The sequence below is a fragment of the Pseudomonas sp. ADAK21 genome (assembly GCF_012935735.1).
Taxonomy (GTDB): domain Bacteria; phylum Pseudomonadota; class Gammaproteobacteria; order Pseudomonadales; family Pseudomonadaceae; genus Aquipseudomonas; species Aquipseudomonas proteolytica.
The window spans coordinates 1,323,320-1,346,114 of record NZ_CP052857.1; the positions used below are offsets into that span (position 1 = coordinate 1,323,320).

Here is a 22,795-nt window from a genome sequence, read left to right on the forward strand (position 1 = left end):
TCAATCTCCGAGCGGCAGGCTGTCAGGGCCGCCGCGATAGTCGTCCAGGGCCAGCTTGATCCGGCGCAGGCGCTCCTGGTTGTCGTCCGGCCTGGCCAGCGCCAGCTCAGTGGCAAGCACGTCAATGGCCAGCAGCATTCCGTAGCGCGCCGCAGTGGGTTTGTAGATAAAACTGGTTTCGGCCGGTTGCAGCGGCAGCAGTACGTCGGCCAACTGCGCCAGCGGTGAGTCGGCCAGGGTGATGGCGACGACCCGTGCCCCATAGTTGCGCGCCAGCTCCACCACGCCCAGCAGTTCGGGCGTGAGGCCGGTCAGGGAGCAGACAATCAATGCGTGTTCGGCACTCAATGTAGCGGCCGTGACCCGCATCATCACCGGGTCGCGGCACGCGGCAATCGGGTAGCCCAGGCGTACCAGGCGCACCTGTAATTCTTCGCTGCACAGGCTCGACGGGCCGCCCATGCCAAACGCGTGGATCATCCGCGTCTTGCCCAGCAGGTGCACCGCATCGGCAAAAGCGGCCTGGTTGAAGCCCGACAGATGCTGGCGCAGGGTCGCTTCGATATCACCGAGAATCTGCCGATGAAACGCCGACTGCTCGGGCAACCCCGCCGGGTCGAGGAAACGACTGCCCACGCCGCTGGCCTGGGCCAGTTGCAGGCGCAGGTCGCGCAGGTCCCGGCAACCGACACTGCGGGCAAAGCGCGACAAGGTGGCGGTGCTGACCTCGGCCCGCAGGGACAACTCTTCCAGGCTGGCGGATGCGGCGAAGCCCACATCATCAAGCATCAGCCGGGCGATTCGCCCTTCGCCAGCGCTGAAGGAATCCTGGCGGGCGCGGATCTGGTAGAGGATGTCCATGGGGTCTCCGGGTTACAGGATCAGGCTCATAAAACAAGAGACAGGCCGTAGGTCAGGCCGAAGGCGACCACCGAAATCAAAGTCTCCAGCACGGTCCAGGTCTTGAAGGTCTGGATTACCGTCATATTGAAGTATTCCTTGATCAGCCAGAAGCCGCCGTCATTGACGTGGGAAAAAATCACCGAGCCGGCACCGGTCGCCAGCACCAGCAATTCCGGGTGTGGATAACCCAGGCCCAGGGCCACAGGCGCAACAACGCCGGACGCGGTGGTCATGGCCACAGTGGCCGAGCCGGTGGCAATGCGCATCAGCGCGGCGAACAACCAGCCCATCACCAGCGGCGACAGGTTGAAGGCATTGGCCATGCCGAGGATCTCGTGGGTCACGCCGGCGTCCACCAGGATCCGGTTCAAACCGCCGCCCGCGCCCACCAGCAAGGTGATGCTGGCGGTCGGCGCCAGGCATTCGTTGGTGAACTTGAGGATCGACTCGCGGTTGAAGCCCTGGGCCAGGCCCAGGGTCCAGAAGCTGACCAGGGTCGCCACCAACAAGGCGATCACCGAGTTGCCGATAAACAACAGGAACTGGTTGAAGCCGCTGCCGGGCGTGGAGATCAGGTTGGCCCACCCACCGATCATCATCAGCACCACCGGCAACAGGATGGTACCCATGGTCAGGCCGAAACTTGGCAGGCGGGTGCGTGGTTCGCGCTCGATGAACTGGCGCTCCAGTGGGTTCTCGGCAGGCAAGTGAATGCGCGGCACGATGAACTTGGCGTACACCGGCCCGGCGATGATCGCGGTAGGGATGCCGATCAAAATCGCGTACAACACGGTTTGCCCGACGGAGGCGTTATACGCCAGTACCGCCATCATCGCCGCCGGGTGCGGCGGCACCAGCGCATGCACCACCGACAGACCGGCGACCATCGGCAGGCCGACCATCAGGATCGACACCCCCACGCGCCGGGCCACGGTAAATGCAATCGGCACCAGCAATACAAAACCGACTTCGAAAAACAGCGGCAGCCCCACCAGGAAGGCAATGCACACCATGGCCCAATGGGCATTGCGTTCGCCAAAGCGGTTGATCAGGGTTCGCGCCACCTGCTCGGCGCCGCCGGATTCGGCCATCATCTTGCCGAGCATGGTGCCCAGGGCCACCACCAGCGCGATATGCCCCAGGGTCTTGCCGACACCCGCTTCGTAAGAGCCCATGATCGTATCCGCCGGCATCCCGGCCAGCAGCGCCAGGCCGATGGACACCAGGGTGATGACGATAAACGGGTTGAGCCGGTAACGTGCAATCAGCACGATCAATGCAATGATGGCGATGGCAGCGTATGCCAACAGCCAGACGCCAGGTGATGTGGCCATGCGGTACTCCTCGGAAAGGGTCACGTCGAATTGGTTGTGAAACTCATAAATCATTACCGAGGAGCGTTTTCAAATTTTATGAAAGTAATTTTCGCCCACAGATAAGCGCTGTCGCTTTGGGACATGCCCGCAGACCCGGGATGAAAATCAGGGGATAGTTCTTACATGCGCGCTGCAGGGGGTAAGGGAAACTCGACTGCCCGTGCCCGGTCTCAAGTTGCACACCGAATCATCTTCAGGAATACCGTCATGAACCGTAGAACCCTCGCCATCAGCGCAATACTGCTGGCCTCGTCCGGCACCACGATGGCCGCCGACAGCAGCCCTGCCCTGCAAAAATGCATGGACAGCGCCAACACCACAGCCGCGATGGTCGGCTGCAACGCCCAGGAAACCAAGGTCCAGGACAAGCGCCTGAACAGCGCCTACAAAACCGCGCTGCAGGCCCAGCAAGGCCCGCGCAAGCAACAATTGCAGGATGTGCAGCGCCTGTGGATCAAGTACCGCGATGCCAATTGCGCCTTCGCCGGCTCCGCGACCGGCGGCAGTATTGACCAGGTCAATGGCTCTGGCTGTGTACTGGACATGACCCAGACCCGCGCCGAAGAACTGGAAAACCTCGTCGGGCCATAAGCCTGCGTCGATCTCCTGGCCCCATCGCCGGCAAGCCGTGAGCACCTGTAGGAGCGAGCTTGCTCGCGAGAAACCTGAGAGCGCCGCGTGTATCCAGAAGGCCCGCGTTATCGTTGACGTTTTTCGCGAGCAAGCTCGCTCCTACAGGGTGGGGGGTCAGTCGTGTTGCACTCGCGCGCGCTTGAGCAGTTTCTTGCAGCGCTCGGACAAGTGCAGCACCCGCAGGTGCTTGCCAGCCTTGCTATAGCGCTCGCGCAAGGTCATCAACGCCGCGATGGCGGAGTAGTCGACAAAGCTCAGGTGCCGGCAGTCCAGCGTGACCTGGGCCGGGTCGTTGGCCGGGTCGAACTGGTTCAGGAACGGCGTGGTCGAGGCAAAGAACAACGTACCGTGCAGCCGGTAGAGCTTGCTGCCATCCGCCTCCAGATGTTCATCGGCGTACAGCTCGCGGGCCTGCTGCCAGGCAAAGTTGAGCGCGGCAATCACAATCCCGCACAGCACCGCGGTGGCCAGGTCGGTAAAGACGGTAATCACCGTCACCGCCATGATCACCAACACATCATTGAGCGGCACTTTGTTGATCACCCGCAGCGACGCCCAGGCAAACGTCTGCTGGGACACCACGAACATCACCCCCACCAGCGCCGCCAGGGGAATGCGCTCGATCAGCGGCGACAGGAACAAAATAAACAGCAGGATCATCACCCCGGCAAACACCCCGGAGAAGCGCCCGCGCCCGCCCGAGCTGAGGTTGATCACGGTCTGACCGATCATTGCGCAGCCGCCCATGCCGCCAAACACCCCACTGACCATATTCGCCGCGCCCAGGGCCACGCTTTCACGGTCGGGGTAGCCGCGGGTCTCGGTGATTTCATCGGTGAGGTTCAAGGTCAGCAGGGTTTCCAGCAGCCCCACCATCGCCATCAAAAACGCGTAGGGCGCGATGATGCCGAGGGTTTCCAGGGTCCAGGGAATCTGCGGCAGGGCGAAGGTCGGCAGGCCGCCGGCGATATGAGCCATGTCGCCCAGGGTGCGCGTGGGCAAGCCCAGCAGGTACACCGCCAGCCCCACGCCGAGAATCGCCACCAGCGCCGGCGGCACCGCGCGGGTCAGGCGTGGCAGCAGGTAGACGATGGCCATGGTCGCGGCCACCAGCCCGCTCATCACGTACAACGGCGTGCCGCTGAGCCAGGTCTCACCGCTCTTGAAATGCTCCAGTTGTGCCAGGGCAATGATGATCGCCAGGCCGTTGACGAAGCCGAGCATCACCGGGTGCGGCACCATGCGCACCAGTTTGCCCAGGCGTAGCAGGCCGAAGGCAATCATGATCAAACCGCCCAGCAGCACTGTCGCCAGCAAGTACTGCACCCCGTGCTGCACCACCAGCGCGACGATCACCACCGCCATCGAACCGGCCGCCCCCGAGACCATCCCCGGCCGGCCGCCGAACAAGGCGGTCAAGGTGCAGATGATAAAGGCGCCATACAGCCCCATCAGCGGGTTGAGGTGGGCCACCAGGGCAAAGGCGATGCATTCAGGCAGCAAGGCAAAAGACGTGGTGAGTCCGGCCAGGGCGTCGGCACGCAGACGAGAGAGCTTCATGGGTTTACCGGGGGAATTGCGGGGAATGAGGTGGCGATGGTACGCAAATACATGAGTGGGGACCACCGTGGCGAGCGGGCTTGCCACCGGTGAACAGTCGGGTCAACAGGCGTAGCGCGCCAGTTTTTCCTGGATAAAGTCGAGGAAGCACTGGATACGCAGGGCCAGTTGCGAGTTGCGGTAGTACACCGCATTGATCGGCTGGCGATAACCACTGTTGAACGGGGCAAGTACCGTCTGCAAGCGGCCGGCGTTGATGTCTTCGATGGTCATGAAGTGCGACAGGCAGGCGATCCCCTGCCCTTCCAGCGCCAACTGGCGCAGGGTTTCACCGCTGGACGCGGCAATGCCCGGCTCGATCTGCCAACGATCACCCTGCACATGGCGCAGCGGCCAGTGGTTGAGGGTTTCGGTCTGGGTGAAGCCCAGCAACGTGTGATCCGCCAACTCGGCCACCGTGCTCGGCGTACCGTGTTGCGCAAGGTACGCGGGGCTGGCGAGGATATGCAGCGGGCTGCAGCCCAGGGAGCGGGCATGCAGGGTCGAGTCCGCCAGGGTGCCGATGCGGATCGCAATATCGGTGCTCTGCTCCAGCAGGTCGATGATCAAGTCGTTGCTGTTGAGCTCCAACTGGATATCCGGGTACAGGCGGCGAAACTCCGCGACGTACGGCACGATGGCATGCAGCATGAACGGCGACGCCGCGTTGATCCGCAGGCGCCCGGACGGGGTTTTCTGCCGCGACGACAGGCGCTCTTCCAACTCCTCCATCTGCGCCAGGATCAGCTTGGCCTGCTCGAAGAAATACTTGCCCTCTTCGGTCAGGTCCATGCGCCGCGTGGTGCGGTTGATCAGGGTGGTGTCGAGCTTGGCTTCAAGCCGTGACAAGGTACGGCTGACCGCCGAGGGCGTCTGCCCGACCTGTTCGGCAGCGGCGGAAATCGACCCGCATTCAATCACGCAGACGAAGATCTGTAGCTCATCGGATCGGGCTTTCAACGTGAATCCTCGTGAATACGGCTGCGTGGATACTAGCCGTATTACCGGGGCAGGTTAAACACCTGAGCCAGATGCTGCTCGTAACGCAGCACATCAGCCTCGATGGAGGGGCGCTTCATCACGTCCACACAGAGGAACGTCGGCAGGCCACTCATGCCAAGGAACTGGTTGGCCTTGTGGAACGGGAAATACACCGCATCCACGCCCTTGGCTTCGAAGAAGTCGCTCGGATCGTCGAAGGCCGCCTGCGGCGCGTTCCAGGTCAGCGACAACATGTACTGCTTGCCCTGGATCAGGCCGCCACTGCCGTATTTCTGCGACGCGTCGGAACGGGTGCGGCCATCGCTGGCGTACAGGCTGCCGTGGCCTTCGGTGAAGACTTCGTCGATGTACTTCTTGACGATCCACGGCGCGCCCATCCACCAGCCGGGCATCTGGTAGATGATCACGTCGGCCCAGAGAAACTTGGCAACTTCTTGCGCAACGTCGTAGCCGGCGTCGATGTGGGTGACTTTCACGTCGATACCACCACGGTCCAGCACGGCCAGGGCGGCGTCGTGCAAGGTGTCGTTGTAGCGACCGTCCGAGTGGGCGAATTTTTTACCACCGTTGAGCAACAGAACTTTTTTCATGGGGGTTACCTGAAGGTTGAAAATGTATGAGCGCAGGCTACGGGCAACCCCTCGGGTGAGTAAGCCACGGATCGGCAAAACACTTTTGACCTTCAAGCACGAGTAATCATTTGATTGTTGCGCTAGCCGCCAATCAGCAAGTGCCCGCCCAGTGCCGCCATGCCGATAAAAAACACACGCTTGAACAGCACGCCGCTGATGCGCTGGCGCAGCTTTTGCCCCAACCACATGCCCAGCAGCGCCGGTACCAGCGCCAGCAGCGAGGCATTCAACTCGCCGGCACCGAGGTTGTCGCGCCAGAACAGCCCGGCCGCCAGGGCCAGGGTAGACACGGTGAAAGACAGACCCAGCGCCTGCACCAGTTGGTCACGGTTCAAGCCCAGCGCCTGCAGGTACGGCACGGCCGGGATCACGAACACGCCGGTGGCCGAGGTGATGATCCCCGTCAACAGGCCACACACCGGGCCCAGCCAGCGTTCGGTGTTGATCGGCACGCTGAACGCCGGCAGGAACAACCCGCACAGCGCATACACCAGCAATGCCCCGCCCAATGCCCGCACCACCCATGCACCACCGTCCATACCCAGCCACAGTGAACCGAGCCCGGTGCCGAGAAAAATCAGCAGGAGCATGGGCCACAGGCGCTTGCTCAAGGCGCCCAAGTGCCCACCGAAGGCCAGTTGCCAGAGGTTGGTGATGGTAGACGGGATGATCAGCAGGGCTGCAGCCTGCGCCGGCAGCATAGCCAGGCCGAGCAGGCCCATGGCGACGGTGGGCAGGCCAAGGCCGATCACACCCTTGACGGTGCCGGCCAGCAGGAAGGTACCGATCACCAGCAGCGTCAAGGCTGGGCCGAGGTTTTGGTAGAACGCGAGGAAGGTGGTCATGGCGGGAATTGTGCGGGTTTGGCGAGGGGTTGGAAATTCGCCATATACTGAGGCAGCCTCCTGTTTTGCGTGAGGCTCAGAACGCTATCGCGGGCAAGCCAGCTCCCACATTTGGATTTGTGAACACATTCAAATGTGGGAGTTGGCTTGCCTGCGATGAGGCCCTTCCAGGCACCCGGGATTTCCAGCCATGCACTTTGACCTGACCGACCTGCGCCTCTACCTGCACATCCTCGACACCGGCAACATCACAGCCGGTGCCGCCCGCAGCCATTTGTCCCTGGCCGCCGCCAGTGCGCGCATCCGGGCGATGGAAGCCTCATCAGGCGTCGCCTTCCTACTGCGCGGCCGACGCGGCGTGACCCCGACCGCCGCTGGCAACGCCCTGGCCCGTCATGCCCGCTTGTTGTTGCAACAGGCCGAGCGCCTGCAACAGGAGCTAACGGAGTACGCCAACGGCGTCAAAGGCCAGGTGCGCCTGCTGTGCAACACCACCGCCCTCAGTGAGTACCTGCCGGAGTTGTTGGCGGACTTTCTCTGCGCCCACCCCAACCTTGATATCGACCTGCAGGAACTGCCCAGCCTGCGCATCACCCACGCCTTGCGCCAGGGCGCGGCAGACCTGGGGGTAATTTCCGATGCGGTGGACACCCACGGCTTACAGACCCGGGCATTTCGCGATGACCCGCTGGTGCTGATCATGCCCATAGGTCATCCGCTGACGGCAGGGCCGGTGAGTTTTATCGACAGTCTGTTCCACGACTATGTGGGATTGGCGGCCAACAGCGCGTTGGCGGTGTACCTGGAAGAACAGGCACTGCACGCAGGCTTTCGCTTGCAGACCCGGGTGCGCGCCGACGGCTTTGATGGGGTGATGCGCATGGTCGCCCGTGGCGCAGGGCTGGGGATTGTGCCGCGGGCGGCGTTGCTGCGCTGGCCCCACGCCGAGCAATTGCAGGCCCAGCCCCTGACGGAGGACTGGGCCTGTCGCAAACTGCTGTTGTGCGCACGTTCGTTCGAGCAGTTGCCGGGTTATGCCACTGCCCTGCTGGACGCACTCACGGTAGGAGCGGGCTTGCCCGCGAAGGTCGTCAACGATAACGCGGGCTTGCAGGTTTAACGTGGCGTGCTCGGGTTTTTCGCGAGCACGCTCGCTCCTACAGGGGTTGCGTGGCGCTTGCGGAAGAACACGTAATACACCGCCGACAGGATCAACAGGAACGGCACGCCAAACACCAGGGTCATCTTGAACGCCTCGGTGAAGAACGTGGTGATCATCACCGCGCCCATCAGCACCAGCCCCAGCAGCGTGCTGTAGGGGAACAACCGCAGTTGGAAGGACAACTTCGGCCCGCCGTGACGCTTGCGGTAGCGGCGGAAGAACAGGTGCGTGAGGAAGATCATGAACCAGGTGAAGATCGCACCAAACATCGAGATGGCCATCATCAGGGTGAAGGAGCTTTCTGGGTACACCACGTTCAACAAGGTCGCCAGGGCAATGCCCGAACTGGACAGCAACAGGGCGTTGAGCGGGATCCCGCTTTTGCTCAGGGCACCCATGGATTTTGGCGCAAAGCCGCCACGGGACAGGCTGAACATCATGCGCGTGGTGATGTAGAGCTGGCTGTTCATCGCCGACAACGCGGCAATCAAAATCACAAAGTTCATCACCCCGGTGGCGCCGGGAATGCCGATGGTCTGCATCACCGTGACAAACGGGCTCTGGCTCTGCCCGGACTGGTTCCACGGCACGATGGCGAGCATCAACGCCAGGGTCAGCAGGTAGAACACCACCAGCCGCACAATCGTGGCGCGGAAGGCTTTTTTCACCGCCTGCTCCGGATCAGCCGCTTCACCCGCTGCCACTGCGATCATCTCCACGCTCAGGTAGCTGAAGATCGACACAATCACCGCAATCCACATACCGCTCAGGCCATTGGGGAAAAACCCGCCGTGGGCCGTGTAGTTCTGCACCCCGTAATCCGGGTTGCCAGAGCCGAACACCACGTACACCGCGAGGATGATGAAGCCGACGATGGCGCTGATCTTGATCGTCGAGAACCAGTACTCGAAGTTACCGAACGTCTTCACACTGATAGCGTTGAGCACGATCAACACGCTGGAGAACGAGACGATCCACACCCATTCCGGCACATTGGCGAACCAGTACTTCATGTACATCGCCACCGCCGTGACCTCGGCGCCCACCGCCAGCACAATCGCCGCCCAGTAGGCATAGCGCACCAGGAAGCCGGCCAATGGGCTGATATAGAACTCGGCGTAGGCGCCAAAGGAGCCGGAGGTGGAATGGGCCACCGTCATCTCCGCCAGGCAGCCCATCAACAACAGGGTGATCAACGCGCCGATGGCGTAGCTGACCAGCACGCTGGGCCCGGCATAACCGATGGCGTAGGCACTGCCCATGAACAACCCGGTACCGATGGCGCCACCGATGGCGATCATGCTCATCTGCCCGGAAGTGAGCTGGCGCCGCAGGCCCAGTTCGCGATTGGTGATTGCTGCAAAGCCGTTGTCTGGCGTGGTCACGTGGCGTGCCCCTTTATTATTGTGATGGTTACTGCTGACCAAGCACCTGTAGGAGCTGGCTGTGGGAGCTGGCTTGCCTGCGATGCAGGCACCTCGGTAGTCAGTCAGACCGAGGCGATTTCATCGCTGACCAAGCTCCTACATGGGTTTTGTGGTGTTCTCAGGTGACGCTGTGGCGCACTTTGAATTGTGGCTGGTCCCAGGTTTTGCCGTCGAGGATTTCGCCGAGGATTTCCACCGCATCCCACACCTCGGTAAAGCTGGTGTACAGCGGGGTAAAGCCAAAACGCATGATTTTCGGCTCACGGTAATCACCGATCACGCCACGGGCGATCAGCGCCTGGACGATGGCGTAGCCTTGCGGGTGTTCAAAGCTGACATGACTGCCGCGCTTGGCATGCTCGAGCGGGGTAATCAGGGTCAGGTCGTGGGCGGCGCAGCGGCTTTGCACCAGCTCGATAAACAGGTCGGTCAGCGCCAGGGATTTGCGGCGCAGGCTAGCCATGTCGGTCTGGGCGAAGATATCCAGGCCGCACTCGACCATCGCCAGCGAGGTGATCGGCTGGGTGCCGCACAGGTAGCGGGTGATGCCCTTGCCTGCGACGTAGTTGGACTCCATGGCGAACTGGCGGCTATGGCCGAACCAGCCCGACAGCGGCTGTGTCACCAACTCCACCAGCGCTGGGTTGACCCACACAAACGCCTGGGAACCCGGGCCGCCGTTGAGGTATTTGTAGGTGCAGCCAATGGCGTAGTCGGCGCCGGCCTGGTGCAGGTCGATCGGCACCGCGCCCGCCGAATGCGCCAGGTCCCAGATCGCCAGCGCACCGCACTCATGGCTCAGCGCGGTCAGCGCTTGCATGTCGTGCATGTAGCCGGTCTTGTAGTTGACGTGGGTGATCATCACCACCGCCGTGTCCTGGTCGATGGCTTGCGGCAGTTCCTCGGGGCTGTTCACCAGGCGCAGGGAGTAGCCCTGTTGCAACAGCGCGGCCAGGCCTTCGGCGATGTACAGGTCGGTGGGGAAGTTGCTCGCTTCACTGACAATCACTTTGCGTTGCGGCTGGCGTTGGCGCTGCACGGTCAAGGCTGCGCTGAGCACCTTGAACAGGTTGATCGAGGTGGTATCGGTAATCACCACTTCAGCCTCGCCCGCGCCGATCAGCGGTGCCAGGCGATTGCCCAGGCGCTGGGACAGGTCGGCCCAGCCGGCGCTGTTCCAGCTGCGGATCAGACCGTTGCCCCACTCCTCGGCGATGACCGCTTGCGCCCGTTCCAGCGCGGCCACCGGACGCGCGCCGAGGGAGTTGCCATCGAGGTAGATCACGCCTTCCGGCAGGGCGAATTGATCGCGCAGTGGCGCCAGCGGGTCCTGGGCGTCGAGGGTCTGGCAATGGTTTCGGCTGGTCATGGAAAGTCCTGTTTTTATAGGTGACGATGGACCAAATAATGAACGAAGATTTGCAGAATTTTCGTGCAAAGTGCGCTACAACTGGCTTAATAAGCCGTAGGAAATTCGAATTTAACCTCCAAATACGCGGATTAATTCTAAGCATGATTCTCGACGCCACCGACCTGCGCCTCCTGCATTTCCTGCAACAGGATGGCCGTATCAGCAACCAGGAACTGGCGGAGAAAGTCGCCCTGTCGCCATCCGCCTGCCTGCGCCGTTTGCGCCTGCTGGAAAGTGAGGGCGTGATCAGTGGTTACCGCGCGGTGCTCAATGCCGAGCAGTTGGGGATCGAGCTGGAAGCCATCGTCCACCTGTCATTGCGCCAGGATATGGAGGATTGGCACGAGACCTTTATCAAGAAGGTCCAGGGCTGGCCGGAAGTGGCCAGCGCCTATGTGATCACCGGCGCCAGCAACTATGTGCTGCGGGTGCAGGCGCGCAACCTCAAGCACTTCTCCGACTTTATCGTGAACCACCTGAACCGCACGGCGGGGGTGATGGATATCCGCTCGGAGATCGTGCTGCAGAAGATCAAGGATCGGGATGAGGTGCTGGACCTGGTCGTACGCAAATAACCAGGCCCACCGCAAAACCAATGTGGGAGCGGGCCTTTGTGGGAGCCGGGCTTGCCCGCGATACGGACACCTCGGTTTATCTGTAAAACCGAGGCGACTTCATCGCAGGCAAGCCAGCTCCCACAAAAGCCAGCTACCACAGTTTTAACTGCGTTCAGTCTTCGAGAGCGCGCACGCGCTGCAGGCGTTTTTGCTCGACCGCTGCCACCGCTGGCTGCAATTCGAAGTCAAAGTCTATCTGCGCAAACTTGCCCTCCACGCCAAATTCACGCGCCAGCTGCTGATCCTCGCTGAAACGAATCTCGGCAATCAGTTCATCCCGGGTGGCATAGGCAAAGTCATCGTGCAGATACGGATCATCCGACAGGTTGATCTGCGTGGTCAGATGCCGATGCCCCGGTCCCGAGATGAAGAAGTGGATATGCGCCGGCCGCTGGCCGTGGCGGCCCAGTTGATCGAGCAACTGCTGGGTCGGGCCGGTCGGCGGGCAGCCGTAGCCGGACGGGACGATGCTGCGAAAGCGGTAGTTGCCCTGGGCATCGGTCTCGATCCGGCGACGCAGGTTGAACGCCGATTGCGTCGGGTCGAACCAGGAGTAAGTGCCGCCGGTATTGGCCTGCCACACGTCCACAATCGCCCCGGCCAATGGCTTGCCGTCGACATCGCGCACCTGCCCGCGCATGAACAGCGGCACCGCCGCATCCAGGCCGTCGTCCAGCCGCGCTTCGAACTTGGACAGCGGCGCGCCGGCCACGTACAGCGGCCCTTCAATGGTGCGCGGGGTACCGCCGGACTTGCCGGCTTCCTCGTCGGCCGCGTCCATCAACATATCCAGGTAATGCTCCAGGCCCAGGCCTGCGGCAAGCAACCCGGCTTCCTGGTTCTTGCCCAGCTCATTGAGGTAGTTGACCGCCTTCCAGAACTCTTCCGGGGTCACTTCCAGGTCTTCGATGATATTCACCGTATCGCGCAGGATCCGGTAGATCAGCGCCTTGGCCCGTGGGTTGCCGGCGTCATTGAGGTTGCCGCTGGCTTCTTCGAGGAAGCGCTGGGCGTGGGCAGTCTGGGACAGTCGAATGGACATGGTGCAATCCTCATCTTGTAATTATTAGGTGGCTAGACAGACTCAGCGGTCATCCTCATGGATCGACGACGGATGCCGGCACAGGGCATTCACTTCGATGGCCATGTACGGATAGAGCGGCAGTTGCATCAGCAGGTCATGCAGTTCCTGCACGCTGTCGACATCGAACACGCTGTAGTTGGCGTACAACCCGGCGATACGCCACAGGTGGCGCCACTTGCCCTGCGCTTGCAGGCGTTGGGCCAGGGCCTTTTCGTCGGCCTTGAGGGCCGCCGCGCGCTCGGGGTTCATGTCGACGGGCAGGTTTACGGTCATTTTTACGTGAAACAACATCCCAGGCGTCCTCTTAATGTTTGTCGCGACGGAAGAACGCCAGGCGTTCCTCATCGATGGCCAGGCCCAGGCCCGGGGCAGTCGAGACATGCAGGTGGAAATCGCGATACACCAGCGGCTCGCTGAGGATGTCCTCGGTGAGCAGCAGCGGCCCGAACAGCTCAGTGTCCCAGGCCAGTTTGTTCAGGGTGAGAAACGCATGGGCCGAGGCCAGGGTGCCGATCCCGCCTTCGAGCATGGTGCCGCCATACAGGCCGATCCCCGCCGCCTCGGCAATCGCCGCCGTGCGCAACACTGCGCGCGGGCCGCCGTTTTTCGCGATCTTCAGCGCGAACACCGAGGCCGCACCTTCGCGGGCCAGGTTGAAGGCATCTTCGACACATTCGATGGATTCGTCCGCCATGATCGGCGCCGGGCTCGACAGGTTGAGCCGGGCCATGCCGCCACGGTTGTTGCGCGAGATCGGCTGCTCGATCAGGTCGATACCGTTGTCGCCCAGCACCTTGCAGGCACGCAGGGCCACGGCTTCGTCCCAGGCCTGGTTGACGTCGACCCGCACGCTGGCGCGCTCGCCCAGGGCCTTTTTGATCGCGATCACGTGGGCCAGGTCCTGGCTGACTTCACCGGCGCCGATCTTCAACTTGAAGATGCGGTGGCGGCGCAGGTCGAGCATCTTCTCGGCCTCTTCGATGTCTTTGGCGGTGTTGCCGCTGGCCAGGGTCCACGCCACCGGCAAGGCATCGCGCACGCGGCCGCCGAGCAGTTCGCTGACGGGCAAACCCAGGCGCTTGCCGAGGGCATCGAGCAAGGCGCTTTCAATACCGGACTTGGCAAAGGTGTTGCCACGGATGCTGCGCTCCAGGCGCAACATCGCCGCGTTGATATTGCTGGCGTCCTGGCCGATCAAGAGCGGCGCGAAGTGGTGGTCGATATTGGTCTTGATGCTGTCGGGGCTTTCGTAGCCGTAGCTCAGGCCACCGATGGTGGTGGACTCGCCAATGCCTTCGATGCCGTCGGCGCAACGCACACGAATGATCACCAGGGTCTGGTTTTGCATGGTGTGCATCGCCAGCTTGTGCGGGCGAATGGTGGGGAGATCGACGATGATGGTTTCGATCGACTCGATGGCGCAAATCGGCATGGCAATACCCGTTGGGTTCTTTATAGGTCTGGCCTGATTCTGTCGCCCATTGTTGTTGGCTTCCAATATAGAATTGGTCTCGAACAATACCCTCAAGGTATGAGAGGAACCCGTATGGAACTGCGCCACTTGCGTTACTTCCAGGTGCTGGGGGAAACCCTGAATTTCACCCGCGCCGCCGAACGCCTGCACATCGCCCAGCCGCCGTTGAGCCGGCAGATCCAGCAATTGGAGGATGAGTTGGGCGTGGTCCTGCTGGAGCGTGGCCGGCCACTGCGGCTGACCGAAGCCGGGCGCTACTTCTATGAACACGCCAATGTGCTGTTGGAACAACTGGCCAAGACCTGCGATAACACGCGGCGCATTGGCCTGGGGCAGAAGACCTGGCTGGGCATCGGTTTTGCCCCCTCGACCCTGTATGGCGTGCTGCCAGAGCTGATTCGCCGCCTGCGCAGCCATGACGCGCTGGAGCTGGAGTTGGGGCTGGCGGAGATGACGACCCTGCAACAGGTCGAAGCGCTCAAGGCCGGACGCATCGATGTGGGCTTCGGGCGGATTCGCATTGATGACCCAGCCATCGTCCAGCGCGTGCTGGTGGAGGATCGGCTGGTGGCAGTGTTGCCCGCCGGGCACCCGCTGCTGGGCGCGCCGGTAACGCTCGCGCAACTGGCCGCCGAGCCACTGGTGCTCTACCCCGGCAACCCGCGCCCCAGCTATGCCGACCATGTGATCGCACTGTTCGACACCCACGGTTTGGCGATCAAGGTGGCGCAATGGACCAATGAATTGCAGACCGCCATCGGCCTGGTCGGCGCGGGCATGGGCGTGACGCTGGTGCCGGCCTCGGTGCAGATGCTGCATCGGGCGGATATCGGCTATACGCCGATTGTCGAGGCCACCGCGACGTCGCCGATCATTCTCAGCCGGCGGATTAATGATCAATCGCCGGGGTTGGGTCATTGCCTGCAATTGGTTGAAGAGCTGATCTGAAATCGCCCAAACACCACTGATCCAATGTAGGAGCTGGCTTGCCTGCGATAGCGGTGGGTCAGCCACTGCATGTACTAGCTGACCCACCGCTATCGCAGGCAAGCCAGCTCCCACATTTTGATCTGCAGCGTGTTCAGGCACCGCGCATGCGTCGGGCATCGTTGCGCTGCAAGGTCTGGCTGGGGGACTCATCGAACAGTTTGCGGTACTCCGCCGAAAACCTTCCCAGGTGGGTAAAGCCCCAGCCCAGGGCAATCTCGGAAATGGTGCGGGTGGCCCCGTGTTCGAGAATTTCCTGGCGCACCGCGCTCAGGCGGTACTTTTTCAAATACGCCATGGGCGACAGGGCAAAGTATTTGCGAAAGGCATCAAACAGCTTGAACCGCGACACGCCGGTGGCCGCCTCCAGGTCTTCCAAGTGCAGCGCTTCGCGGGCGTTGGCGTGAATGTACTGGCGGGCACGGAGCAGATAATGGGGCAACTTGACCCCCAGCACGTCGCGCAGCTCTTCGGAGTAGTTGTTCGGCTGGGCCAGGATCAGGCCCTTGATCAGCGAGCTTTCCAGGTCACGGGTGAAGGCGGCCTGGTCATACAGTTCGCTGCTGTGTTCCAGCTCCGCGATGAAGTGCCGCGCCATGCGCCACCACGCTGCGGGGGCGCCCTGCACCGCGTCCATCACCGACTCAAAGCGCAGCGGCGCATCGACCGGGCGCTGCAACAGGCCCTCCAGGGTTTCGCTCATTGCCGCGCGGGTAATCACTACTTGCAGCTTGCGGCAATCGCCGGAGATCGCCAGCACCTGGTGTTCATTGGGCGAAATGATCACACCCTGGTCGCGGTTGGAGATCAGGCGCTGGCCACCCTTGCTCAGCTCCTGCTCGCCCACCAGCGGCAGGCTCAGGCTGTAGCTGCTGAAGTGTTCGGCGTCTTCGATATCGATGGTCACGTCGGTGCCGTATTCAATCACCCCCAGCGTGGTGGCGCGGGACTTGAACACATTGGCACTGTGGTGGAATCGCAGGCGTTCCGGGGTGGTGGTTTCCAGCCGATGGGGCCCGCAGATGCCCGACATCCAACTGCGGGCGCCTTCAAGGTCGAAACGTTCAATACGGATATCGCGTGTATGGCTACTCATCAGGTTGCACTCACGGCGGTTGTGGCCAGCGCGCTCTGACGGCGCGTCCGGTGGATCAAGGCAAGTTCTGCGCCACGAAGGCGGTTTACCCACTCAATGGATAACGACCGCCGACTAAGTGGATAAGAAGCCCGCTTTTGCGACCATTGCCTGGCAAGACAGTAGCCCATTGCCGCATGCCCTTGCACTGAAGTGGGTATTTGCGCCCCAACTATGCGGCCCATCTTCCCCCACTAAGCGGATAGCTGGCCGCCCCCTTGCCCGCCTCTAATGAACCACCGATTAGCTACCCAATAAAAGGTGCCTCCCATGAGTGGTGCAAGAAGCGTCGAGCAGTGGAAAACATTTATCGAAAGCTGCCTGGACTTTCGTCCGGCCGAGGGCGTGTTCCGCATCGCCCGGGACATGTTTACCGAGCCCGAGCTGTTCGACCTGGAGATGGAACTGATCTTCGAAAAGAACTGGATCTACGCCTGCCACGAAAGCGAACTGGCCAACAACCATGACTTCGTGACCATGCGCGCCGGGCGCCAGCCGATGATTATCACCCGCGACGGTGAAGGCCAGCTCAATGCGCTGATCAACGCCTGCCAGCATCGCGGCACCACCCTGACCCGCGTCGGCAAGGGCAACCAGTCCACCTTCACCTGCCCGTTCCACGCCTGGTGCTACAAGAGCGATGGCCGCCTGGTGAAGGTCAAGGCGCCGGGGGAATACCCGGAAGGTTTCGACAAGGCCACCCGCGGCCTGAAGAAGGCGCGCATCGAAAGCTACAAGGGCTTTGTGTTTATCAGCCTCGACGTGCAGGGCACCGACAGCCTGCAAGACTTCCTCGGCGACGCCAAAGTGTTCTTCGACATGATGGTCGCGCAGTCCGCCACCGGTGAGCTGGAAGTGCTGCCGGGCAAGTCGGCCTATACCTACGACGGCAACTGGAAGCTGCAAAACGAAAACGGCCTGGACGGCTACCACGTCAGCACCGTGCACTATAACTACGTGGCCACGGTGCAGCATCGCCAGCAGGTGAATACCGAGAATGGCACCGGTTCGGGCACCACACTGGACTACAGCAAGCTCGGCGCTGGCGATGCCAACACCGATGACGGCTGGTTTGCCTTCAACAACGGCCACAGCGTGTTGTTCAGCGACATGCCCAACCCCAGTGTGCGCTCCGGCTACGCCACCATCATGCCGCGCCTGGTGGCAGAACACGGCCAGCAGAAGGCCGAGTGGATGATGCACCGCTTGCGCAACCTGAACGTCTACCCGAGCCTGTTCTTCCTCGACCAGATCAGCTCGCAACTGCGCATTATCCGCCCGGTGGCGTGGAACAAGACCGAGATCATCAGCCAGTGCCTGGGGGTGAAGCACGAGTCCGACGCCGACCGCGAAAACCGGATCCGCCAGTTTGAAGACTTCTTCAACGTGTCCGGCATGGGCACCCCGGATGACCTGGTGGAGTTTCGCGAAGCCCAGCGCGGTTTCCAGGGCCGCCTGGAACGCTGGAGCGATATCTCCCGGGGCAGCCACCGCTGGGAAACCGGGTCGACGCCCAACAGCGAGGCCATCGGCATTACACCGGCGATGACCGGCACCGAATTCACCCACGAAGGGCTGTACGTCAACCAGCACCGCAACTGGCAGACATTCCTGCTGGACGGTCTCGACGCACAAGCCCTGAAACTGCACGAGGTGAAATGATGAACGCGCAATTGCAGTACCAGATCGAGCAGTTTTTCTACCGCAAATCCGAGCTGTGCGACGCCCAGGACTGGGATGCCTATGTGCAGTTGTTTGACCCGCAGAGTGAGTTCCATTTGCCGCAGTGGGATTCGGAACACGTCTATACCCGCGACCCCAAACGCGAGATGTCGCTGATCTACTACGCCAACCGTTCGGGCCTGGAAGACCGGGTGTTCCGCCTGCGCACCGGCAAGGCTGCGTCCGCCACACCGATGCCGCGCACCTTGCACCTGATCAACAACGTGCGGGTTACCGAGCTGGCAGACGGCTGCCTGGAAGTGCGCTTGAACTGGCACACGCTGTTTTATCGGTTGGCGATGTCGGAGCAGTTCTATGGCCACGCCACCTATAGCCTCAAGCCCCATGGCGACAGCTGGCTGATCACGCGCAAGCATGCGCTGCTGCTCAACGACACCATCAACTCGGTGCTGGATTTCTACCACCTCTGACGTTGACGTCCCCCCTTCAACTGTAGGAGCGAGCTTGCTCGCGAAAAAACCAAGGGCTGCGCGTGCATTCAGGATGCCCGCGCCATCGTTAACGTTTTTCGCGAGCAAGCTCGCTCCTACAGGTATTACCCAATCCATGGAGAACGGTGGATGAATCACAAAGTGGCCTTCAGTTTTGCCGACGGCAAGACCTTGTTCTTCCCGGTGGGCGCCAACGAGATCTTGCTGGACGCGGCGCTGCGCAACGGGATCAAGATCCCCCTTGATTGCCGCGAAGGTGTCTGCGGCACTTGCCAGGGGCGTTGCGAGTCCGGCGACTACAGCCAGGATTACGTGGACGACGAGGCGCTTTCCAGCCTCGACCTGCAACAGCGCAAAATGCTCAGTTGCCAGACCCGGGTGCAATCCGACGCGGCGTTTTACTTCGATTTCGATTCAAGCCTGTGCAATGCGCCGGGGCCGGTGCAGGTCCGCGCCACGGTGTGCGAGGTACAACAGGTGTCGGCCAGCACGGCGATCTTGTCGGTGCAGCTTGAGCAGGGCCTGGATTTCCTGCCGGGCCAGTACGCCCGGCTGTCGATTCCCGGTACCGATAGCCAGCGCTCGTACTCCTTCGCCAACCGTCCGGGCGACCGTTTGCAGTTTCTGATCCGCCTGCTGCCGGACGGGGTGATGAGCAATTACATCCGCGAACGCTGCCAGGTCGGCGATGAACTGCAACTGGAGGCCCCTCTGGGCGCGTTTTATCTGCGCCACGTCACCCAGCCACTGGTGCTGGTTGCCGGCGGCACCGGATTGTCGGCGCTGCTGGGGATGCTGGACGAACTGGCCGAGCGCGGCTGCGAGCAACCGGTGCATTTGTATTACGGCGTGCGTGGCGCTGAAGACTTGTGCGAAGCGCAGCGCATCCAGGCCTATGCCGAATCAATCCCGGGATTTCGCTACACCGAAGTGCTCAGCGACCCATCGCCGCAGTGGTTGGGCAAGCGCGGGTATTTGACCGAGCATTTCGACCTGGCCGAATTGCGGGATAGATCGGCCGATATGTACGTATGCGGCCCCCCTCCGATGGTCGAATCCATCAAGAACTGGCTGCAAGAACAGGCACTTGATGGCGTTCAGCTGTATTACGAAAAGTTTACCGAGAGTAATATCTGACCCCTCAGCAGTGAGGGGCGGGTCTGGCGTGCAGGATCAACCCTGAAAAAAACAAGTAGAAGGGAATGTTAATGGCGGATGACATGGTTAACCCGGTGGGCCTCAAGCGTGGCCTGAAAAACCGGCATATTCAGCTGATTGCCCTGGGTGGGGCGATTGGTACGGGCTTGTTCCTCGGTTCGGCCGGGGTGCTGAAGTCGGCGGGGCCGTCGATGATCCTGGGCTATGCGATAGCCGGGTTCATCGCGTTCCTGATCATGCGCCAGCTGGGCGAGATGATCGTCGAGGAACCGGTAGCCGGCTCCTTCAGCCACTTCGCCCACAAATACTGGGGCGGCTACGCAGGCTTCCTCGCCGGCTGGAACTACTGGGTGCTGTATGTGCTGGTGGGCATGGCCGAATTGACGGCGGTGGGCAAGTACATCCAGTTCTGGTGGCCGGAAATACCGACCTGGGTCAGTGCCGTGGTGTTCTTCATTGCGGTGAACCTGATCAACACCCTGAACGTGAAGTTCTTCGGTGAGACCGAGTTCTGGTTCGCGATCATCAAGGTGGTGGCGATCATCGGCATGATCGTGCTCGGCTGCTACCTGTTGTTCAGCGGCACCGGCGGCCCGCAGGCGTCGATCAGCAACCTGTGGGACCACGGCGGTTTCTTCCCCAATGGCGGCATGGGCCTGCTGATGGCCATGGCCTTCATCATGTTCTCGTTCGGTGGCCTGGAGCTGGTGGGTATTACCGCAGCCGAAGCCAGCGAGCCACGCAAAGTGATCCCCAAGGCGATCAACCAGGTGGTGTACCGGATCCTGATTTTCTACGTCGGCGCACTCACCGTGCTGCTGTCGCTGTATCCATGGGATCAACTGCTGCAAACCCTCGGCGCCTCGGGCGATGCCTACAGCGCCAGCCCGTTCGTGCAGATCTTCTCGCTGATCGGTAACGACACCGCTGCGCACATCCTCAACTTCGTGGTGCTGACCGCGGCGCTGTCGGTGTACAACAGCGGCGTGTACTGCAACAGCCGCATGCTGTTCGGCCTGGCCGAGCAAGGCGACGCGCCCAAGGCGCTGATGAAGCTCAACAAGCAAGGCGTGCCACTGCGTGCCCTGGGCATTTCGGCCCTGGTAACGCTGCTGTGCGTGGTGATCAACTACGTGGCGCCCAAGGATGCCCTGGTGCTGTTGTTTGCGCTGGTGGTTGCCTCGCTGATGATCAACTGGGCGCTGATCAGCCTGACCCACATCAAGTTCCGCAAGGCCATGGGCGAACAAGGCGTGGTGCCGACGTTCAAGACTTTCTGGTTCCCGTTCAGCAACTACCTGTGCCTGGCGTTCATGCTGGTGATCGTGGGCGTGATGCTGGCGATTCCGGACATGCGCCCGTCGGTGTATGCGATGCCGGTGTGGGTAGGGGTTCTCTTCCTGGCGTACTGGTTGCGCTCCAAGAAGACCAAGGCCGTGGCTGTCGCGCAGTAACCTGTGTAGGCGCCCGCTTGTGTGGGAGCTGGCTTGCCTGCGATGCAGGCGCCTCGGTCTAACTGAACGACCGAGGCGCCTGCATCGCGGGCAAGCCAGCTCCCACATGAACAGGGCCACAATAGGAATGTATTGCCAATGAAAAAGCCCCGGAGAACCGGGGCTTTTTTATTAGAGCGTTGAACGCACTCGCCACAGCTCGGGGAACAGCACGGTGTCGAGCATCTTGCGCAGGTAACCCACGCCCTCGGTGCCGCCGGTGCCCGGCTGGAAGCCGATGATCCGCTCCACCGTGGTCACATGGCGGAAGCGCCATTGGCGGAACGAGTCTTCCAGGTCGATAAACTTCTCGGCCAACTGGTACAGGTCCCAGTACCGGTTCGGATCGCGGTACACCTCGCGCCACGCCGCTTCCACGGATTCGTCATGCACCGTAGGCGCCGTCGGATCGCGTTGCGCACGCTGCGGGTCAATCGCCAGGCCCGCCTTGATCATCAGGTTGATCGCCTCGTCATACAGCGACGGCGTGGCAATCGCCACTTGCAGCTCCTTGAGCAACTCCGGACGGTGGGCATGGGGCCGCAACAGCGCCGCGCTTTTATTGCCGAGGATGAACTCGATTTCCCGATACTGGAACGACTGGAAGCCCGACGACTGCCCTAGGTACGGCCGGATCGACTTGTATTCCGACGGCGTCATGGTCGCCAGTACCGCCCAGGCGTGCACCAGTTGGTCGAAGATGCGCGACACCCGCGCCAGCATCTTGAACGCCGGCGCCAGCTCACCCAGGCGCACGTGCTCACGGGCGGCCTTGAGTTCGTGGAGCATCAGCTTCATCCACAGCTCGGAAGTCTGGTGCTGGATGATAAACAGCATTTCGTTATGGTCCGGCGACAACGGGTGTTGGGCCGTAAGCACTTTGCCCAGGTCCAGGTAGTCGCCGTAACTCATGGACTCGGAAAAATTCAGCTCAGCGTTATGCCATTCTTCCGGCGGCTGGTAATCAGGGGAGAAAGGACACTGGCTCATCGCGTGGGCTCCTTGAGCGGGCGCAGGATTGCTCGTACCGGGCTGGCATCGAGGTTGGCAAAACGTAGCGGCAGGGCGATCAACTCATAATCGCCTTGCGGTACATCGTCGAGCACGATGCCTTCGAGAATCGCCATGCCATGGCGGGCGACGGCGTTGTGGGCATCCATGGTCTTGGACTGTTGCGGGTCCAGGGACGGGGTGTCGATGCCGATCAGGCGCACACCCAGGCCGGCCAGCAGCTCGACGGTTTCCTTGGCGACGGCGGTGAAGTTCGAATCCCAATTGCTCAGGGGCGCCTTGTGATAAGTACGCAGCAGGACCCGTTCCGGCAGGTTATCCAGGTGGCCCTGCAACTGCTCCGGCTGTACCAGCGCGCCGCTGTCCAGGCAGTACAGCACCCGACACGGGCCCATATACACGTCCAGCGAGACTTCGCCGATAGGCGCACCGTCGGCGCTGTAGTGCAACGGCGCATCGACATGGGCACCGGTGTGGGGCGACAGGGTGATACGCCCGACGTTGACCGGGCATTCGGGGCCGAACTGCCAGACGCGTTCTTCCTGGAACGGCGTATCGCCCGGCCACGTCGGGGTGGCGGTGCTCAAGGGTGGGCTGATATCCCACCACGTTTTTATTGGATTCATACGAGGCTCTCGGTTGTTTCTAAAGTGAATGATACGAGGGCCAGCG

22 protein-coding genes are annotated in these 22,795 nt (G+C 61.7%); 8 read left to right on the forward strand and 14 right to left on the reverse strand.

Annotated features, from left to right (window positions below; genetic code table 11):
• Nucleotides 1-861: a MurR/RpiR family transcriptional regulator gene (locus tag HKK57_RS06105; protein WP_169389927.1), complete on the reverse strand. Its 861-nt coding sequence runs from the start codon at nucleotides 859-861 to the stop codon at nucleotides 1-3.
• A gap of 26 nt (nucleotides 862-887) precedes the next feature.
• On the reverse strand, nucleotides 888-2,291 hold the full coding sequence (locus tag HKK57_RS06110; RefSeq protein ID WP_070994410.1) for a GntT/GntP/DsdX family permease: 1,404 nt from the start codon (nucleotides 2,289-2,291) through the stop codon (nucleotides 888-890).
• A 195-nt stretch (nucleotides 2,292-2,486) separates the two neighbouring features.
• On the opposite strand from HKK57_RS06110, the gene HKK57_RS06115 reads away from it, so the two are divergent.
• Nucleotides 2,487-2,870, forward strand: a complete 384-nt coding sequence (locus HKK57_RS06115) for a lysozyme inhibitor LprI family protein (RefSeq protein WP_029299891.1) — start codon at nucleotides 2,487-2,489, stop codon at nucleotides 2,868-2,870.
• Between the two features lie 156 nt (nucleotides 2,871-3,026).
• Here HKK57_RS06115 and HKK57_RS06120 read toward each other — a convergent pair whose 3' ends face one another.
• From HKK57_RS06120 to HKK57_RS06135, 4 genes are all read right to left on the reverse strand, one after another.
• Complete coding sequence (locus HKK57_RS06120; RefSeq protein ID WP_029299892.1) at nucleotides 3,027-4,472, reverse strand: SulP family inorganic anion transporter; 1,446 nt, start codon at nucleotides 4,470-4,472, stop codon at nucleotides 3,027-3,029.
• Between the two features lie 102 nt (nucleotides 4,473-4,574).
• Nucleotides 4,575-5,471, reverse strand: coding sequence for a LysR family transcriptional regulator (locus HKK57_RS06125; protein WP_029299893.1), 897 nt, complete (start codon nucleotides 5,469-5,471; stop codon nucleotides 4,575-4,577).
• Between the two features lie 41 nt (nucleotides 5,472-5,512).
• A complete protein-coding gene (locus HKK57_RS06130) occupies nucleotides 5,513-6,103 on the reverse strand; it encodes an NAD(P)H-dependent oxidoreductase (RefSeq protein ID WP_029299894.1) in 591 nt (196 codons plus the stop codon).
• 122 nt (nucleotides 6,104-6,225) lie between these two features.
• On the reverse strand, nucleotides 6,226-6,990 hold the full coding sequence (locus HKK57_RS06135; RefSeq protein WP_169389928.1) for a sulfite exporter TauE/SafE family protein: 765 nt from the start codon (nucleotides 6,988-6,990) through the stop codon (nucleotides 6,226-6,228).
• A gap of 190 nt (nucleotides 6,991-7,180) precedes the next feature.
• Between HKK57_RS06135 and HKK57_RS06140 the strand changes: the two genes are divergently transcribed.
• Entirely contained in the window at nucleotides 7,181-8,110 is a 930-nt protein-coding gene (locus HKK57_RS06140; protein WP_169389929.1) for a LysR substrate-binding domain-containing protein, read from the forward strand.
• On the opposite strand, the gene HKK57_RS06145 is transcribed toward HKK57_RS06140, so the two are convergent.
• Together HKK57_RS06145 and kynU are read right to left on the reverse strand one after the other, a co-directional pair.
• A complete protein-coding gene (locus tag HKK57_RS06145; protein ID WP_070994415.1) occupies nucleotides 8,107-9,537 on the reverse strand; it encodes an amino acid permease in 1,431 nt (476 codons plus the stop codon). The genes HKK57_RS06140 and HKK57_RS06145 overlap by 4 nt on opposite strands.
• A 160-nt stretch (nucleotides 9,538-9,697) precedes the next feature.
• Nucleotides 9,698-10,948 carry a kynureninase gene (gene kynU / locus HKK57_RS06150; protein ID WP_029299898.1) on the reverse strand — a complete coding sequence of 417 codons (1,251 nt, stop codon included), beginning with the start codon at nucleotides 10,946-10,948 and terminating at the stop codon, nucleotides 9,698-9,700.
• Nucleotides 10,949-11,091: 143 nt separating this feature from the next.
• Between kynU and HKK57_RS06155 the strand changes: the two genes are divergently transcribed.
• On the forward strand, nucleotides 11,092-11,565 hold the full coding sequence (locus HKK57_RS06155) for an Lrp/AsnC family transcriptional regulator (protein ID WP_029299899.1): 474 nt from the start codon (nucleotides 11,092-11,094) through the stop codon (nucleotides 11,563-11,565).
• Between the two features lie 154 nt (nucleotides 11,566-11,719).
• On the opposite strand, the gene catA is transcribed toward HKK57_RS06155, so the two are convergent.
• The 3 genes from catA to HKK57_RS06170 are packed head-to-tail and all read right to left on the reverse strand — an operon-like array spanning nucleotide 11,720 to nucleotide 14,123.
• The gene (gene catA / locus HKK57_RS06160) at nucleotides 11,720-12,649 is read right to left on the reverse strand and encodes a catechol 1,2-dioxygenase (RefSeq protein ID WP_169389930.1); all 930 of its coding nucleotides are present in this window, start codon (nucleotides 12,647-12,649) and stop codon (nucleotides 11,720-11,722) included.
• A gap of 42 nt (nucleotides 12,650-12,691) precedes the next feature.
• A complete protein-coding gene (gene catC, locus HKK57_RS06165) occupies nucleotides 12,692-12,982 on the reverse strand; it encodes a muconolactone Delta-isomerase (protein WP_029299901.1) in 291 nt (96 codons plus the stop codon).
• Nucleotides 12,983-12,995: 13 nt separating this feature from the next.
• Entirely contained in the window at nucleotides 12,996-14,123 is a 1,128-nt protein-coding gene (locus HKK57_RS06170; protein ID WP_169389931.1) for a muconate cycloisomerase family protein, read from the reverse strand.
• Nucleotides 14,124-14,237: 114 nt separating this feature from the next.
• Here HKK57_RS06170 and HKK57_RS06175 point away from each other — a divergent pair, with 114 nt between their 5' ends.
• The gene (locus HKK57_RS06175) at nucleotides 14,238-15,113 is read left to right on the forward strand and encodes a LysR family transcriptional regulator (RefSeq protein ID WP_029299903.1); all 876 of its coding nucleotides are present in this window, start codon (nucleotides 14,238-14,240) and stop codon (nucleotides 15,111-15,113) included.
• Between the two features lie 133 nt (nucleotides 15,114-15,246).
• Here HKK57_RS06175 and HKK57_RS06180 read toward each other — a convergent pair whose 3' ends face one another.
• Nucleotides 15,247-16,248, reverse strand: a complete 1,002-nt coding sequence (locus HKK57_RS06180) for an AraC family transcriptional regulator (protein ID WP_029299905.1) — start codon at nucleotides 16,246-16,248, stop codon at nucleotides 15,247-15,249.
• A 309-nt stretch (nucleotides 16,249-16,557) separates the two neighbouring features.
• On the opposite strand from HKK57_RS06180, the gene antA reads away from it, so the two are divergent.
• From antA to HKK57_RS06200, 4 genes are all read left to right on the forward strand, one after another.
• Nucleotides 16,558-17,949, forward strand: a complete 1,392-nt coding sequence (gene antA, locus HKK57_RS06185; RefSeq protein WP_029299907.1) for an anthranilate 1,2-dioxygenase large subunit — start codon at nucleotides 16,558-16,560, stop codon at nucleotides 17,947-17,949.
• Nucleotides 17,949-18,440, forward strand: a complete 492-nt coding sequence (antB, locus tag HKK57_RS06190; protein ID WP_029299908.1) for an anthranilate 1,2-dioxygenase small subunit — start codon at nucleotides 17,949-17,951, stop codon at nucleotides 18,438-18,440. The genes antA and antB overlap by 1 nt, the downstream gene beginning before the upstream one ends.
• A gap of 150 nt (nucleotides 18,441-18,590) precedes the next feature.
• Entirely contained in the window at nucleotides 18,591-19,598 is a 1,008-nt protein-coding gene (gene antC / locus HKK57_RS06195) for an anthranilate 1,2-dioxygenase electron transfer component AntC (protein WP_029299909.1), read from the forward strand.
• Between the two features lie 71 nt (nucleotides 19,599-19,669).
• The gene (locus HKK57_RS06200; RefSeq protein WP_029299911.1) at nucleotides 19,670-21,073 is read left to right on the forward strand and encodes an amino acid permease; all 1,404 of its coding nucleotides are present in this window, start codon (nucleotides 19,670-19,672) and stop codon (nucleotides 21,071-21,073) included.
• A 171-nt stretch (nucleotides 21,074-21,244) separates the two neighbouring features.
• On the opposite strand, the gene kynA is transcribed toward HKK57_RS06200, so the two are convergent.
• On the reverse strand, nucleotides 21,245-22,102 hold the full coding sequence (gene kynA, locus HKK57_RS06205; protein ID WP_029299913.1) for a tryptophan 2,3-dioxygenase: 858 nt from the start codon (nucleotides 22,100-22,102) through the stop codon (nucleotides 21,245-21,247).
• Nucleotides 22,099-22,749: an arylformamidase gene (gene kynB, locus HKK57_RS06210; protein ID WP_029299915.1), complete on the reverse strand. Its 651-nt coding sequence runs from the start codon at nucleotides 22,747-22,749 to the stop codon at nucleotides 22,099-22,101. Before kynB ends, kynA begins: the two co-directional genes overlap by 4 nt.
• Nucleotides 22,750-22,795: the final 46 nt, after the last annotated feature.

Coding starts and splice junctions, on each gene's coding strand:
- kynA (WP_029299913.1), bottom strand. CDS start 22,102: ATGAGCCAGTGTCCTTTCTCCCCTGATTACCAGCCGCCGGAAGAATGG.
- catC (WP_029299901.1), bottom strand. CDS start 12,982: ATGTTGTTTCACGTAAAAATGACCGTAAACCTGCCCGTCGACATGAAC.
- antB (WP_029299908.1), top strand. CDS start 17,949: ATGAACGCGCAATTGCAGTACCAGATCGAGCAGTTTTTCTACCGCAAA.
- HKK57_RS06155 (WP_029299899.1), top strand. CDS start 11,092: ATGATTCTCGACGCCACCGACCTGCGCCTCCTGCATTTCCTGCAACAG.
- HKK57_RS06180 (WP_029299905.1), bottom strand. CDS start 16,248: ATGAGTAGCCATACACGCGATATCCGTATTGAACGTTTCGACCTTGAA.
- catA (WP_169389930.1), bottom strand. CDS start 12,649: ATGTCCATTCGACTGTCCCAGACTGCCCACGCCCAGCGCTTCCTCGAA.
- HKK57_RS06115 (WP_029299891.1), top strand. CDS start 2,487: ATGAACCGTAGAACCCTCGCCATCAGCGCAATACTGCTGGCCTCGTCC.
- HKK57_RS06200 (WP_029299911.1), top strand. CDS start 19,670: ATGGCGGATGACATGGTTAACCCGGTGGGCCTCAAGCGTGGCCTGAAA.
- kynU (WP_029299898.1), bottom strand. CDS start 10,948: ATGACCAGCCGAAACCATTGCCAGACCCTCGACGCCCAGGACCCGCTG.
- antC (WP_029299909.1), top strand. CDS start 18,591: ATGAATCACAAAGTGGCCTTCAGTTTTGCCGACGGCAAGACCTTGTTC.
- HKK57_RS06130 (WP_029299894.1), bottom strand. CDS start 6,103: ATGAAAAAAGTTCTGTTGCTCAACGGTGGTAAAAAATTCGCCCACTCG.
- HKK57_RS06120 (WP_029299892.1), bottom strand. CDS start 4,472: ATGAAGCTCTCTCGTCTGCGTGCCGACGCCCTGGCCGGACTCACCACG.
- HKK57_RS06105 (WP_169389927.1), bottom strand. CDS start 861: ATGGACATCCTCTACCAGATCCGCGCCCGCCAGGATTCCTTCAGCGCT.
- antA (WP_029299907.1), top strand. CDS start 16,558: ATGAGTGGTGCAAGAAGCGTCGAGCAGTGGAAAACATTTATCGAAAGC.
- HKK57_RS06175 (WP_029299903.1), top strand. CDS start 14,238: ATGGAACTGCGCCACTTGCGTTACTTCCAGGTGCTGGGGGAAACCCTG.
- kynB (WP_029299915.1), bottom strand. CDS start 22,749: ATGAATCCAATAAAAACGTGGTGGGATATCAGCCCACCCTTGAGCACC.
- HKK57_RS06135 (WP_169389928.1), bottom strand. CDS start 6,990: ATGACCACCTTCCTCGCGTTCTACCAAAACCTCGGCCCAGCCTTGACG.
- HKK57_RS06170 (WP_169389931.1), bottom strand. CDS start 14,123: ATGCCGATTTGCGCCATCGAGTCGATCGAAACCATCATCGTCGATCTC.
- HKK57_RS06140 (WP_169389929.1), top strand. CDS start 7,181: ATGCACTTTGACCTGACCGACCTGCGCCTCTACCTGCACATCCTCGAC.
- HKK57_RS06110 (WP_070994410.1), bottom strand. CDS start 2,291: ATGATTTATGAGTTTCACAACCAATTCGACGTGACCCTTTCCGAGGAG.